The sequence below is a fragment of the Nostoc sp. 'Peltigera membranacea cyanobiont' 213 genome (assembly GCF_002245975.1).
GTDB lineage: Bacteria > Cyanobacteriota > Cyanobacteriia > Cyanobacteriales > Nostocaceae > Nostoc.
In genome coordinates this window covers 17,579-32,230 of record NZ_NOLI01000016.1, presented here as the reverse complement: position 1 = coordinate 32,230, position 14,652 = coordinate 17,579, and the positions used below count along the sequence as shown (strand labels likewise).

The 14,652-nt window shown below is 41.3% G+C and carries 13 protein-coding genes; 9 read left to right on the top strand and 4 right to left on the bottom strand.

Annotation, left to right across the window (positions count from 1 at the left end; genetic code table 11):
* Positions 1-690: 690 nt before the first annotated feature.
* Positions 691-1,203: a hypothetical protein gene (locus tag CDG77_RS07195; RefSeq protein WP_012409900.1), complete on the top strand. Its 513-nt coding sequence runs from the start codon at positions 691-693 to the stop codon at positions 1,201-1,203.
* Between the two features lie 50 nt (positions 1,204-1,253).
* Here CDG77_RS07195 and CDG77_RS07190 read toward each other — a convergent pair whose 3' ends face one another.
* Together CDG77_RS07190 and CDG77_RS07185 are read right to left on the bottom strand one after the other, a co-directional pair.
* Positions 1,254-1,835, bottom strand: coding sequence for a thioredoxin family protein (locus CDG77_RS07190; RefSeq protein ID WP_094328714.1), 582 nt, complete (start codon positions 1,833-1,835; stop codon positions 1,254-1,256).
* A 143-nt stretch (positions 1,836-1,978) separates the two neighbouring features.
* Positions 1,979-2,194: a chlorophyll a/b-binding protein gene (locus CDG77_RS07185; protein WP_094328713.1), complete on the bottom strand. Its 216-nt coding sequence runs from the start codon at positions 2,192-2,194 to the stop codon at positions 1,979-1,981.
* A gap of 195 nt (positions 2,195-2,389) precedes the next feature.
* Between CDG77_RS07185 and thyX the strand changes: the two genes are divergently transcribed.
* The 3 genes from thyX (at position 2,390) to CDG77_RS07170 (ending at position 7,035) form a co-directional block, all read left to right on the top strand.
* Positions 2,390-3,112 (top strand): FAD-dependent thymidylate synthase, encoded by a 723-nt coding sequence (gene thyX, locus CDG77_RS07180; RefSeq protein WP_094328712.1) that lies wholly within the window; start codon positions 2,390-2,392, stop codon positions 3,110-3,112.
* A 212-nt stretch (positions 3,113-3,324) separates the two neighbouring features.
* A complete protein-coding gene (gene rtcA / locus CDG77_RS07175) occupies positions 3,325-4,371 on the top strand; it encodes an RNA 3'-terminal phosphate cyclase (protein WP_094328711.1) in 1,047 nt (348 codons plus the stop codon).
* 312 nt (positions 4,372-4,683) lie between these two features.
* On the top strand, positions 4,684-7,035 hold the full coding sequence (locus CDG77_RS07170) for an EF-hand domain-containing protein (RefSeq protein ID WP_094328710.1): 2,352 nt from the start codon (positions 4,684-4,686) through the stop codon (positions 7,033-7,035).
* Positions 7,036-7,061: 26 nt separating this feature from the next.
* Here CDG77_RS07170 and CDG77_RS07165 read toward each other — a convergent pair whose 3' ends face one another.
* The gene (locus CDG77_RS07165; protein ID WP_094328709.1) at positions 7,062-8,519 is read right to left on the bottom strand and encodes an MFS transporter; all 1,458 of its coding nucleotides are present in this window, start codon (positions 8,517-8,519) and stop codon (positions 7,062-7,064) included.
* A 75-nt stretch (positions 8,520-8,594) separates the two neighbouring features.
* Between CDG77_RS07165 and CDG77_RS07160 the strand changes: the two genes are divergently transcribed.
* The 3 genes from CDG77_RS07160 (at position 8,595) to CDG77_RS07150 (ending at position 10,078) form a co-directional block, all read left to right on the top strand.
* Positions 8,595-9,110 carry a phosphoribosyltransferase gene (locus CDG77_RS07160; protein ID WP_094328708.1) on the top strand — a complete coding sequence of 172 codons (516 nt, stop codon included), beginning with the start codon at positions 8,595-8,597 and terminating at the stop codon, positions 9,108-9,110.
* A 379-nt stretch (positions 9,111-9,489) separates the two neighbouring features.
* On the top strand, positions 9,490-9,768 hold the full coding sequence (locus CDG77_RS07155; protein ID WP_094328751.1) for a type II toxin-antitoxin system RelE/ParE family toxin: 279 nt from the start codon (positions 9,490-9,492) through the stop codon (positions 9,766-9,768).
* A gap of 10 nt (positions 9,769-9,778) precedes the next feature.
* On the top strand, positions 9,779-10,078 hold the full coding sequence (locus CDG77_RS07150) for a HigA family addiction module antitoxin (protein WP_094328707.1): 300 nt from the start codon (positions 9,779-9,781) through the stop codon (positions 10,076-10,078).
* 19 nt (positions 10,079-10,097) lie between these two features.
* On the opposite strand, the gene topA is transcribed toward CDG77_RS07150, so the two are convergent.
* Positions 10,098-12,266: a type I DNA topoisomerase gene (topA, locus tag CDG77_RS07145; RefSeq protein WP_094328706.1), complete on the bottom strand. Its 2,169-nt coding sequence runs from the start codon at positions 12,264-12,266 to the stop codon at positions 10,098-10,100.
* Positions 12,267-12,625: 359 nt separating this feature from the next.
* Between topA and CDG77_RS07140 the strand changes: the two genes are divergently transcribed.
* The gene (locus CDG77_RS07140) at positions 12,626-13,912 is read left to right on the top strand and encodes an AAA family ATPase (protein ID WP_181154096.1); all 1,287 of its coding nucleotides are present in this window, start codon (positions 12,626-12,628) and stop codon (positions 13,910-13,912) included.
* The gene (locus tag CDG77_RS07135; protein WP_094328705.1) at positions 13,905-14,510 is read left to right on the top strand and encodes an RloB family protein; all 606 of its coding nucleotides are present in this window, start codon (positions 13,905-13,907) and stop codon (positions 14,508-14,510) included. Before CDG77_RS07140 ends, CDG77_RS07135 begins: the two co-directional genes overlap by 8 nt.
* Positions 14,511-14,652 lie beyond the last annotated feature (142 nt).

Sequence of the window (14,652 nt, the reverse complement as noted above, 5' to 3'; positions counted from 1 at the left end):
TTGAGATTGCGATCGTTGCGTAGACGCGTAGCAGTTAACTAGAGCGCCCAACATTAGAGTATGGTTATACCGATTAATAGTGAGGTTGCATAGAACAAAGGGATTTTGCTCCAAGTCTTGCCAAACCTGACTTTGTAAAGCCTCCTAGAGAATTGGTATTAGTATCCATGTCATCCAAATGCGATCGTGTAAAGATAGCCTAAAAGAAGGCTACAGAATAATTAACTTGCGATGAAAAGTCTTCGTGAGTTTCTACGGTTATAACAGAAGCCGACATTAGGATAAACTGGCTTTTGAATACACCGGAAGTTCATCAGCGACTTAATTTGTCGCTGATGGTGACTTCCTATCTGGTATACTATCGCTTTTTGCTGTATGAAACTTACTCCAATTTATGGTAAGTCTCCCTCAAGAAGATTTTTGAGCATCGAAAATGACTTCCACTGTTTTGAGGCTATAGCCTTAGAATATTTACAAGCTTTACTTACGAATTAGCTTTCTAGAAAAAGTACCCTTTTTGCTGTCTAAGCTGACATTCTACCTATTTCTATAAGGATTTGTGTAGCTTAACAAATCAGCAGATTCATTAATATTAAGCCTGTTTTACTATTTAGTTTCTTACCCTGACCTATTAGACAGCTAGAGTATTCATTTCACTTTGTTCAATAGCTTTTAGCCCTTATCGCTCCCATGCTGACCCATCACCGCAAACCCGTGTGCTTATCACTTATTTCCACTGACCTACCAATCTGGTCTGTTGTCGAAACTGCCGCGACATTGTATCAAAAAGATACTGATAGATTCCATTTGCTGCTGACTGCACCACCCTTAATTAGCTGCGAAGTAGAGAGTGTAGTAAGTCCAGAGGATACACTTCCTCAAAGTAAAAGCAAAGCTTACGCCCCTAACAGTCCCAGAATTTTGTGGCTGGAGATTTCTCCTTACCGGGTCATTATGACTATGCAAGGTAACGCTCAAGTGAGTTACCGTCACTTTTGGGAACAGGGGGTTTATGGTATTAGTCGCTATTGGTTGCCAACTGAGTCATTACAACCTAACGATCCGATTCGTTTGCGAAATTTTACTAGTAGCCTAACTCTCAACGGACATCCCTTGCCAGAACATTTGCGTCTGGAATATGAATTGTGGGCAGAAAAAGTCCAACTGGGATGCTACATACTTAATTTGGAAATTAAACACTGATAGTCATGGGGAACAGGGAGAAATACCCAATGCCCCATGCCCAATCGCTTTTAACCAAAATAACTGGGTTGGTTTCCAGATTTCCATTTTATATTGCAACCAACACTCGGCTTTTGCTCGCTTGTAACAGGTTGACCTGCCAGCACTGCTTCAATGGCTGCCCGTAAATCTGCGCCCGTTACAGGCTTACCATTACTGGGGCGGCTATCATCTAATTGTCCCCGGTAAACAAGTTGGCGCTGCTCGTCAAACACAAAAAAATCTGGTGTGCAGGCTGCTGTATAAGCCTTTGCCGTTTCCTGGCTCTCGTCATAGCATAAGGTAAAATTAAACCCTTGTTCTGTGGCAAATGCTTGTAATGACTCTGGCGCATCATCTGGGTAATTTTTTGCATCGTTAGCACTGATGGCAACGATCGCTAAATCACTTGTAAAATAATCTTTTCCTAACTGCACTAATTCTTGTTGAATGTGCTTTACAAATGGGCAATGCCGACAAATAAACATTACTACCAGCGCTTTTTTTTCTGCAAAGGTAGAAAGTGAAGTTGCTTTTCCAGAGACTACTTCCGGTAGATGAAAATCTGGTGCTTTTGTGCCTAACGGCAACATAGTTGAAGCAGTTAAAGCCATAATTTACCTGATAACTTTACGTTGATAACTAAGAGCTTTTGCTATCAGTATATTCACTCTAGCACTAAGTTTTCCATAAAAATAAGAGACGGTTTATTAACCGTCTCTTATTTTTATGAGAATTACATTATAAAAATTAGTTCTTACAGATTTGCCAGAACACCAACAATACCATGTCCTGTGAATACTTCTAATGCTATCAGAGAGATAAAACCAATCATTGCTAAACGACCGTTGAGCAGTTCTGCGTAGGGAGTGAAGCCAGTGCGATCGCCTTGCTCATCTATATAAATCTTTGGCTCGATCGCAAAGTTATTCAGTTTGCCTTGGTCGTCAATTATAGCAGTGTTTGTACGCATGGATTTTTCCCTGTCTTCTCTTTATGTAAACAACTGTAACAAAGTCATTAACATTTGTAAAGTATCTTAATCTGCTCAAGTAGAAGCCCAAGGCAGAGATATGATAATGGATCGAGTTTAAAGCTATGTCTAACAAACAGGCCCTGCTCCTTGTGTGTAAGCACTTTCAGTAACAAATCCGTTCCCCATAAGCTAATGCATCGATTTCGAGTAGAGGTTATTGCCAAAACACTAAACCCGCAGCAGGTGATTTACGCCGCGATGCACCAGGATTATACCGATGGGTTCGTTTTCGATCAGCGTGACTCCTGGCCCTCTGAGTCACAAAGCGGCGAAGTTATTGTTAAGCGACTTTTAGTAGGTGAAAGAGGACACTATGGACCTTTAGAGCATCCCCAGATTGTTTTTAACTGTGGCTACTTTCCCCACAATGTCATGCAGCAAGCCCGGACTCATCGTGTAGGGGTATCATTTGATGTCCAATCTTTTAGATACACAGGCAACCAATTTATCGATGTAGTAGAAGGTAAGAAAGACATAGAAGATGTTTTTTACTTACGTCCTGTTGGTTATTACACTGATAGACAAGGCAAAAAGTACCACTATTCACCAGAGCAACGAGCAGCAGATTTGGAATGGTGTTTAGAAGCAGCAAAACGATATAAAGCTGATTTTGAGGCTGGAATGTCTGAAGAACATGCAAGAGGAAAAGTGCCTTTTGACTATCGCCAGCATTTTGTAGTTAGTTTCAATTTAAGGTCTTTTTTGCATTTTTGTGACCTGAGAAATAAGAAAGATGCTCAACTGGAAATTCAAAAGTTGTGTGAAATGATGTGGCCTCACTTTGAAGATTGGGCACCCGCGATCGCACAATGGTACGAAAAGCAGCGTTTAGGTAAGGCTAGACTTGCACCATAATCATCCTTTTGGGGACAGATTGAGAATGTCCTACTTGAATTTATTGGGCTACTGCGTTCTGACTCAAAACTCCTGAATTCTGCTATACTCAGACCATTTTCTATATATTTGTGTAACTTGCCTCCAAGAAGCTAGCAATTAGGCGTTTATAATTTGTGGTTTGATTTCAAAAGCCGTGGGGATAACCCAAAATCCAACATCCAAAATCGCCCATGATTGAAATTGACGGTTCCTACGGAGAGGGAGGGGGACAAGTTCTTCGCACTTCCTTAAGTCTAGCCGCCATCACTGGCGAACCCATACGGATTGCAGGTATTCGCGCTGGACGCAAAAAGCCAGGATTAGCAGCACAACACTTAACAGCCGTTCGGGCTGCGGGTAGAATTTGTAATGCCCAATTACAGGGTGATGCTTTGGGTTCAATGCTGCTGGAATTCATTCCAGGTAGCGCTGTGCAAGCGGGAATTTACACCTTTGATGTTAGTAAAGCACAACAAGGTGGTTCTGCGGGTGCGATCGCTCTGGTTTTACAGACAATCCTCTTACCATTAGCACTAGCATCCGGTAATTCCCAGGTAACACTAAAGGGTGGAACTCATGTAAACTTTAGCCCGACAGTGACTTATATAGAGCAAGTTTATCTGCCCATACTGCAACGCATGGGAGTAGAGTCCCAAGTCAAGTTAGGCGCTTGGGGGTGGTTTCCCCAAGGAGGCGGAGAGGTACAGTTACAGGTGAGTGGCGGGACTCAACTAGGCGGGATCGACTTGCTAGAACGTGGAGAATTACAACAGGTACGAGGACTCGCAGTGGTGACGGAATTGCCTTCTCATATTCCGCAACGGATGGCGAATCGTGCCGAGAATTTGTTACGGGAAGCCAATTTGAAAGTTCGCGTGCAGACTTTGCGAGAAAGAGGTGTAGCACCAGGAGCGGGTATTTTTTTAACTGCTGAGTATGAGAACAGTTTGACTGGCTTTGGTGGGTTTGGGCGTTTGCGGTTGTCGGCGGAGACAGTCGCAGAGATTGCTTGTCAGCAATTACTTGAGTTTCATCAAACTGGTGCAGCAGTGGATGAACATCTAGCAGATCAGTTATTATTACCAGCTGCTTTAGCGTCACAAGTAAGTCAGTATCGAGTCGCTGAAGTGAGTAGACATTTGACAACCAATGCAGCAGTAATTGAACAATTTGGGCTGGCGCAAATTACGGTAAATGAAGTTGAAAAAATAGTGTCTGTGATGCCTTTAACTAGATGAAATAGAGTGCGGCTAATCAGCGATAGTTAAAATTTATCCGTATCCTTGCATCCCATAATCATATTAAACATAGAAATATAGGGAGGTAGCACTGCTATGTCTCTACAAGGATTCTGGATAAAGCATATTTAATTTCACCAGATGTCTACTAGATTAGTTTTAGACCCCATCCATAACGCGACAACCTCTACATTTAGAGAACTCTTAGCCGATTTTTAATTACGAATTACGAATTAGTAATTATGTTGAAGTAGCTGTTATAAAACATGGTAATAAATTAATTAGTGACACCTATGGAATTGGAACAAAAACATGATTGATGAGCAAGAAATAGAAAAATTGTGGCAAGCCTTCAAAGTATTAGACGTAGATGGCAACGGAGCGATCTCAACTGAGGAACTAGGAGAAGTAATGCGATCGCTAGGGCAAAATCCCACTGAAGCAGGGCTGCGCGACTTGATTAAGGAAATTGACGTTGATTTATCAGGCACTATCGACTTTGAAGAATTTAAAACGCTGATGATAGCGAAAGTAGGCGATCGCGAAAGCCGCCTCAAGTTAGCATTCAGCGCCTTTGATGAAGACGGTAGCGGTCAGATTACTACCGCCGAATTACGGACAGTTATGACTCAATTTGGGCTGACAGACGCTGAATTGAAGGAGATGTTACAGGAAGTAGATCATGATGGCGATGGCTCAATTGACTTTGAGGAATTCTGTCAGCTAGTACCGGAGGAGTCAGAAAGCAAAACTGGCTATCAAGATTCACCAATTTCTCTTAACAGTTCGCTTAAGACAGTTGCCACTTCTAATGAGACAGCAGCAGTTACCAATACCCAGGCTACTTTAGAAGAAGCAACCAGCAACACCACTCCTGAGTTGGTACAGTTAAGAGAACAGTTAGCACAACACCCAAACTCACCTAATCAGAAAAAAAGCGCTACATCTCCCTTGCAAATGCAGATTGGTCTGTTTCGTTTGATTCAAGGAGCAGCCTACCGCAGTTTTCGCGAGAGTTTCTCCGCCAACCATGAAACTCACTTGCGGGTGAAAAACTTGCCGTATAGAATTACTGACTTTGTGGAATTTGTCAAGCAGGCGATCGCACTTTACAAAGCATTAGGTATCGTATCCGAGGATTGCTACCCCGTCTTAGATGCAGTGGTTGAATCGATTGCCGATGAATATGCCCGATTGCAGGAGCGCATCAAAAACTGGCAAACAGTGGCAAAGACACCAGAAATGTTGGCAGAGCAGAAAGCGATTTTAGAGGCGCGGAGTAAATTTGCCAATGTCAAAGAAAAGTTTGCTGCTGGAGTCGAGTTTGCAATTACCATCAAAAAGAAAAGTCTCAGCTTAGGTGACATTGTAGAAGGTGTCCTTGCCATTAACGAACTCAATCGCCTCAGAGGAATAGAACTGAATGAAGAAATGGCTCCACCACCAACTAAATCTACTGGAAATCCCAAAGACTATTTGCACAAGTGGAACCGCGTTATTCTCTCCCAGGCAACCGAGGAAGTAGATGGTGCAATTATGCCAGTAGCATACTGGTATGAAGACTTTATGCCAAAATTGTTGGCAGCCTTTAGTGTCTCAACAACGGCAGATATCCAAAGCAACACCGTACCCAACGAGGCGGCTTTAGACGAATGGTATCAGTCTACAAAAAACTCAGGAGAATTTAACCGCTACGGGGCGGATGTTGCCGAAAATTTTCCCCATTGTACTCCCAAACAGAAACTGATACTCAAACAAGCATGGCGGTTAACACATCACTACCTAAATGGAGTGCAGAAACGGCGCGAACGCCTAGAATTTGGGCGGGAGTCAGGCGCACTCTCGCAATATGTATCATTCATTGATGTCTATCTAAATCGGACTGAAGTGAAGGATTCCCAGATGCGAGTCAGCTTTCCATATTACATTGGCCCAGCAGTGTGGCGCTTCTTCCACACCACAGCTGAGATTGTGTCTACCAAGACCGATATTCAGCAAAAAGCCACAGTAGCAACCTTCAAAGACTTCTTCCAACTGTTTGCCACGATGTACCCCTGTCCCTACTGCCGTCATCACCTGAATATGTACGTTGTGCAAAATAAGGAGATAGATATGTATCCTGTAGAGTACCTTGTACTTGGGCGCGACCCCAGCCTCACTGACTTTGAGGTGTCACTGGAAGCCAAGTTATCCACTGTGGTAGATGGTTCCTCTCTGCGTTTATTCTTCTGGAAACTGCACAACACTGTTTCCTCCTCCATTGCTCGTTCTGAGGAATGGTATCACAAAGATGAGAAGGCGTTTTACACCACTCGTTTTTGGCCCAGCCTTGACTCTGAGTTAGCAAGAGCCAATGCACTCAAATACACCAGCATAGAAACTGCTCGCATCTATAACATCTACGGAATTCTTAAGCCATTGGCACGACTGACAGGAGTAAAAACGGAATTACCAAAGCTGCTGCAAAAGGGCGATGAAAATAATCTCAAGGAAGCATGTATAGTTGCACAGAACCACATTAAGGATTTAGAGGAAGCTGTCATCAACGGACAGTTTCTGCAAGAGACATACTACTTTGACGCTAGCCTTGTAGATAAAGCTCCACTTTTCACCCCTGAAGAAGAAGAGTTTGCTCGAACTGGGATGTTTACAGAAACCACTTAAAATAATTCGTAATGGGCTAAGGCCCATTACGAATTATTTTTCTTCTCTTGCCGTTCTTTGAGTTTCAGCACGATCTCTGCGTGCATCTCGCGGGTAATTGGGTAAAAATACGTTAAAACTAAGCCACAAAGCAAACAAACTGTAGGTATGGGGCCAACGGCAATACGAATAGCCAACAGTGCCGATTCTGGTTGGATGGGTAGTGGACTTCCGGCTACAGATGCTTTAAAACCGGCTACTTGCAAAGCATTTCCCACCAAAAACAGCCCAAAAGCTAAACCAAATTTTTGTAGCAAAACCATGAAGCCATAAAAAATGCCTTCTCTCCGTTGTCCGGTTTGGAGTTCATCTAATTCAATCACATCTGGAATCATCGACCAGGGAATTAGATAAGCTGTGGAGACACCAACACCAGCCATAACAGCCATCACATACATCAAAACTATTTGACCAGGTTGTAAGAAAAATAGTCCGATCGCTGCTATTATCCACAAACTCATTCCTAGAAAATAAACAATTTTTTTGCCGATTTTTTTACTCAACGCCCCCCAGACAAATAGCATCAGCAGAGCAGTTCCTTGCACTGCAATCAGAATCATGGGCACATCTGATTCTTCTTTGAGACCCATATAATTGACTACAAAATAGGGAATAATGCTGGCTGTTATCTGCACACCTAGCCAAGAAAAAAGATATATACCAATAACAAATAAAAAAGGTCGGTTACTAAAGACAATTTTTAGCTGTTCGCCGAAGGGGAGAGATGCAGGTTCTTCGGCTAGGATGCGTTTGGCCTCAAAAGCCAGGATGCGATCGCGGACTCCAAAAACGCACCAATATAATCCTAAAATCGAAATGACAGTACAAATTGCCGCTAAAACCAGATATCGTTGTTGGCGATCGGCAATCTGCGAAAAAACAATTCCCGTTAAAATCAATGACAGAATGCTGCCACCAATGGAAAATGTAAAGCGATAGCTGTTAAGGCTGGTGCGTTCGTCGTAATCTTGAGTTAGTTCTGGAGTCATCGCCGTATAAGGCAAATTCACAACCGTGTAAAAAGACTGAGATAGAATCCCAATTGCTACGTAATACCAGAACAGCGGCCAAATATTATTACCCTGATTTGTACTAAATCGCGGTACAATCCACTGCAAGAAAAAGAAAATTCCAAAGGGGATTGCTCCATAAAACATCCAGGGAAGACGACGGCCCCAACGCCGAGATTTTGTTTTATCAGTCAGGAACCCGACAAGCGGATCGTTTATTCCATCCCAGATTTTGCCAATCATCAAAATGGTGCCAGCTAAACCCGCAGGGATACCAGCAACACTGGTAAAGAAAATCAGCAGATAAAAGACAGAGATATTTGCAGTAATTGCTGGCCCTAAATCCCCTGCACCGTAAGCCAGCTTTGTTTTTAAGTCGAGTTTTTCACTGAGAATATCTCGTTGGGCATCGCCATCAGCAGCAGAATCATTCATAAAACTTTGCACTCATACTAAAATAAAAAATCTGCACGCCTTCAATACTAGCTATCTACCACTCCCGTTAGACTTATGCCAGACCTTTACGTTTCTTGGTCAGATTATCACCAAAAAATTGAACAACTGGCTATCCAGATTTATCAATCCGGTTGGGAATTCAACCAGATTATCTGTCTTGCTAGAGGAGGACTGCGAGTAGGAGATATTCTTTCCCGAATATACCAGCAACCACTGGCAATTTTAGCAACCTCATCTTACAGTGGCGCTGGTAAGCAAGAAAGAAGTAATTTAATTTTCTCCCGCCACTTGACAATGACTGCCGAAACGTTAGGTTCGCGCATTCTCCTAGTAGATGACTTAGTAGACTCTGGAATCACACTAGAACAGACTATACCTTGGCTCAAGCAAAATACTGATTCCCCAATTGAGGAAATTCGCACCGCCGTTCTTTGGTATAAAGCCTGTTCAGTTATAGCACCCAATTATTATGTCGATTACTTGCCTGACAACCCCTGGATTCACCAACCCTTTGAACACTACGAGCAGATGAACCCCGCACAACTTGCTACTAAAGTCAGTTCGTGTTGATAAATACTTAGTACCGCTACGCAGAATTCCAAATTAAGAATTCAAAAAGGTTATGGAGTGAGCTTTTTTGGCTCACCAGATTTATTACTATATTTTGCCAAAATTGGCATATTTACCCTGCATCTCTGACTGCGTTAGAACCTTGGCGCGTCCGTGTCGATTTATTTTCATTGTTAGACTGTAGACCCTGCGATCCAAAGCCTACAACGATTTGACTCCGAAGGTGTTTGAAGGCATTCGTGATGGGTAATTTTTTTCGGATATAAGCTGCTAATTGAGGCAACGCGAGATGCGATCTTGTTTTTGATCGGAAATTACAACTAACCGAGTAATATATGTACAGTTGACAAATGTAACCCTTGGGGTTACGATTAAAACAGTGATTAAGACGTTTAAGCATAAAGGACTAGAAAAGCTTTTTGAACTTGATGATAGAAGCGGTATTCAGCCTAAACACGCAGAAAAATTACTAGATATTCTTGATAGACTTCATGCATCTTCTCAAGTTGAGGACATGAGATACCCAGGTTCTAGGCTTCACCAGTTAAAAGGCGATCGAAAAAATGAATGGTCGGTAAAAGTATCTGGAAATTGGCGTGTAACCTTTCAATTTGAAGATGGTAATGCTTACGTTGTTGATTACGAAGATTATCACTAGGAATTTGATTATGATAACTAAAAGAAAGCCGAGACATCCTGGTGCTTTGATTAAGCGTCAATATTTAGAACCTTTAAAGATGACCAATACTCAGCTAGCTGAGATTTTAGATGTCTCGCGTAAAACAGTTTCAGAAATTGTAAATGAGCAAGCTGGTGTTTCTCCCACTATGGCGCTTCGTTTAGCAATAGCTTTTCAAACGACTCCAGAACTTTGGTTGAATCTTCAGCAAAACTACGATCTTTGGAATGCTGCACAAGAATCTGAAAGTTTGAAAAAAATATCTCCTATCAATTTACAGCCTTCTTAGTTAGCAGTCTAATAGAATGTTAAGTTTTTGATATCTCCCCAAACTTAGGACTCCACCACCCTTTTTGTGTACTGAAATAAGCCACATCTTTATGTTTAGTATCCTTACGTGCTTGTGGGTCACAACATCGCAACATTGTCTTACTCTGTCCCTCTTTAATGTAACTGTATTCTTCTAGAGGTTTCTTACATACTGGACAGGAATATGCCGTCATCTTCACAGGAGGCTTTTGTTGATTCTCAGCTTGGACTGTTTTAGTTTGTGGTGGCTGCCAAGTTTTGTTGAAGTCGCTCCAAAATAGCACGACATTTTCACAGCCTTTTGTGCATTTGAGGAAATATTTCTTTTTAACCTTAGTACTTGGGATTTTGGCGAGGAAACTTTTGCATTCAGGGCATCGCGTCCTGGAAGTTTCATATTTACGCTCAGTTATCACATTAGCTTTACCTGTTGGGGAACTCGCAACTACAGTTTTAGCTTTGGTAAGTGCTGGTACAAAGTAATTCTGATTCCAACTAGTTAAATAATGTTGCCAAGAATTCTTTCCTTCGGAAATGGCATCAAGGGCATCTTCCATTTTTGCGGTGAATTCCGCCTCTAGTAAATCTGGCAGTGCTTTGAGCAAAAACGCATCAACTTCTAACCCTAACGCTGTCGGTTGCAGATGGTCTTTTTTCAACTCAACATAATTTCGTTTTTTTAAGGTAGCAATAGTAGGAGCATAGGTACTTGGGCGACCAATTCCTTTACGTTCCATCAGTTGCACTAATTTGGGTTCGCTATAACGCGGTGGTGGCTGAGTCTGCTTCTGTTCGTGTCCAGCATTCTCCAATTTCAATGCTTGTCCCTGTTGTAATGAAGGTAAAATACTATCCTTGCTGAGATTGTTCCAGTACCGTGCATAACCGTAAAATTCAATTACTTGCCCTCTCGCTGACCACAGTAGAGAACCAGATTGAGTAATCACCAAAGTTTTACGCAATTGGGCAGCCTTACATTGAGAAGCAATTGACCGTTTCCAGATCGTTACATAGAGATTAAACTCATCATCAGGAAGTTCTAAGCGCAACTGAGTTGAGGGACGAAATACATCAGTTGGTCGAATCGCTTCATGTGCTTCTTGAGCCGATTTGCTACTGCGATGCTTGGCAACTTGCGGCGGTACATTAGGCGGATCGTTTTGCTCTAACCATTTACGGGCGCTGGCACAAAATTCTGGACTCAGCATTACTGAATCTGTTCGCATATATGTAATCAGCCCAGCCTCATAGAGCTTTTGGGCAACAACCATAGTTTTATCGGGAGCAAACCTCAGCTTTGAACCGGCTGCTTGCTGAAGGCTGGAAGTTGTAAATGGTGGCGGTGGCTGGCGGTTAACGATTTTTCCTTCAAAATGAATCACCTGATGGGGATGTCGCTTTGCTTCTTCAACTAAACGTGTTGCCTCTGCTTCCGAAAGAACGCGTTTAGATTCTGGTGTTTCTGGACTATTCCCAACCTTTGCGTCATCGTGAGTTTCAGTTTCTTGTTCTGCTGCATCTTTTGCAGAATCGACCGTCCCTTTGTAAAAAGCCCGAAATCCTTCAGCATAATCTACCCAGACACTCCAGTAATCTTGGGGGACAAAAGCCAGAATTTCGTTTTCTCGCTGACAAATTAAGTGCAACGTCGCGCTTTGGACTCTGCCAACACTCTTAGCGCCATTATTTAATGCCCAAACTAAAGGACTACCCTTGTAGCCTACCAACTTGTCTAGGCAATCTCGACACAACCCAGCACCGATTAAATTTTGGTCTAGTTTTCTAGGATTAGCGATCGCACTCTGCACCGCCGATGCTGTAATCTCAGTATAAATTACTCGTTTCGGTTCCCTTAAACCCAGTGTTTCTTTGAGATGCCAAGCGATGGTTTCACCTTCTCGATCTGGATCGGTTGCTAAAACAACTTCATCAACCTGCCTCACCGCAGACTTGAGCTTCTGGATTGTTTCTTTCGCTCGTTGGTCACGCGGGACGTAATTGCATCGGACATTACTGCCGTCCATGACGAAGCCCAAGGAATCATCCCCTTCGTTGCTGAGTTCGCGGATGTGCCCACAACTAGCGAGAACTTTCCAATCCGAACCCAGAATTTGACTGAGTTTTTTGACTTTTCCCGGAGACTCTACTACAAGCAGGCGTTTGATCATTGCAACTGCGTTCTAGATTTTTAGCAATAAACTGGCAATTGCAATTAGCGATCGCCTTTCTCGTGATATGGATTTTCTAGAATACTGTACCAAAAAGCTTTAGCAATTGCTGAACTCTGAAGTAATTTTCTTGTACATAAACCTTTGCTTCACTTCTAGATGTCTAGCGTTAGCTTTTGGAACAAAACCGCCAATCGTCCCGTGCAGGCGTTTATTGTGCCGTATAGTTTAATAACAGTACATCTGTACACAGTAAAAACAATCTTATAACTTAGCATTTTCAACCAATTATTGCTACTCTTAAAGCAGTAAATTATGATTTATTCACAGATTTCTCTCTGAAGCTTAAACTTCATACTATGCTTATTGAATTTAGTGTCGGTAACTACAGATCCTTTAAAGAGCAAGTCACCTTTAGTATGGTGGCAGCCAACCTTGTTGCAGAAAACAAAAAGCTCGAAAAAAACAACGTTTTTGAAATAGATAATGATTTAAAACTACTTAAAAGCGCCGCAATATACGGTGCAAATGCCAGTGGTAAAAGTAACCTTGCTACAGCTTTAGGTTTCATGAGATGGTTCATGATTAATTCTTCTAAAGAGACTCAAAGTACTGAAAAAATAGGTGTTGAGCGATTTAAACTCAACACTGAAACCGAAGAAAAACCATCTTTTTTTGAAATTGTATTTTTAATGAATGGCAAGAGATATAGATATGGATTCGAGGCAACTCGTGACAAAGTTGTTTCTGAATGGTTATTTTATGTCCCTAAATCAAAAGAAACTAAACTTTTTGAGCGAAACCTCGGCAAGTTCAGTGTTTCTAAAACATATAAAGCTGATGGCATTCAGCAAAAGACAAGACACAATGCTCTCTTTTTGTCTGTATCTGCTCAATTTAATGTCCAGATTGCAGAGAAAATCTTGGATTGGCTGACAAACAAAGTTGCGCTTATCTCTACTTTAAATGATAGAGGCTATCGAGGATATACAGTTAGTTGTTTAATGAATAATGAAAACAAAGATGAGATTCTTCAACTGCTCAAAAAATTAGATTTGGGATTTAGCGATCTTAAAATAGAAGAAAGTGAAATTACTGCTGATTCTTTACCTAAAGAATTGCCAGATGAACTAAAGAACTTAATTTTAAAAAATGGGGAAGGAAAATTATCATCAGTTCAAACCACACATCAAAAATTTGATGGCAAAGGAAATCTCGTATCTATAGAGGTATTTGATTTAGATGAGCAAGAATCTGAGGGTACTAAAAAAGTCTTTTCTTTAGCAGGGCCTCTTGTTGACACACTGAAAAATGGTCAACTTCTCATCATTGATGAATTCGATGCTAGAATTCATCCTTTGATCAGCCGTGCAATTGTGGAATTATTTAATTCTAACGAAACGAATCCAAATAATGCTCAGTTAATATTTATGACCCACGATACCAATTTACTTAATAAGAAGCTTTTTCGTAGAGATCAGATTTGGTTTACTGAAAAAAATAGATATGGTGCAACAGATTTGTACTCTCTAGCAGAATACAATATAAGTAATGATGCTTCATTTGAGAGTGATTATATTCAAGGTAGATATGGCGCAATTCCATATATCGGAAATTTGAATCATCTAATCGATGCTCATGTCTAAAAGAAAGATAAACTCTTCTGGATACTTACCAAGAAAAGTTAATACGAGGGAAATTAGACAGAGGTTCCTGATTGTATGTGAAGGAGCAAAAATCGAACCTAATTACTTTAGAAGTTTTCGTGTTCCTAAAAATGTTGCTGAAATAGACGTGCAAGGTTTAGGAGAGAATCCAAGTAAACTGGTGCAAAGTGCTAAGGAACTGAAGAAGCAAGGAGAGTACGATCGGGTTTGGTGTGTTTTTGATCGTGATTCCTGGACTACAGAAGATTTTAATAATGCTATTAAAAATGCTAAAGATCAGGGTTTTGAAGTAGCTTATTCTAATGAATCATTTGAATTATGGTATATTCTGCATTTTGAATATCTCAATAGTGGTATTCCTCGAAGTGATTATCTGAGGAAGTTAACTTCTTTATTTGGTCGAACATATCAGAAGAATAGCGAAACAATTTATGATGAGCTATTTGAGAAGCAATCTATTGCTATTAAAAATGCTGAGAATCTTCTTAAACAATATAATCCTCAGATTCCAGCCAAAGACAATCCATCAACAACTGTGCATTTATTAGTAAAGGAACTCAACAAGTTCATTGTATAAAAAACATTGAGTAGCTAGACAACTTTACGCCCACTGAAAACTAGAAGGGCAGATGCTATGACTACGCTGTAATTTATATTGGATGAGTCTCTACAGTGAGCAGTAAACCAAGTTATCCACAAATTTTAAGGCAAACTGCGAT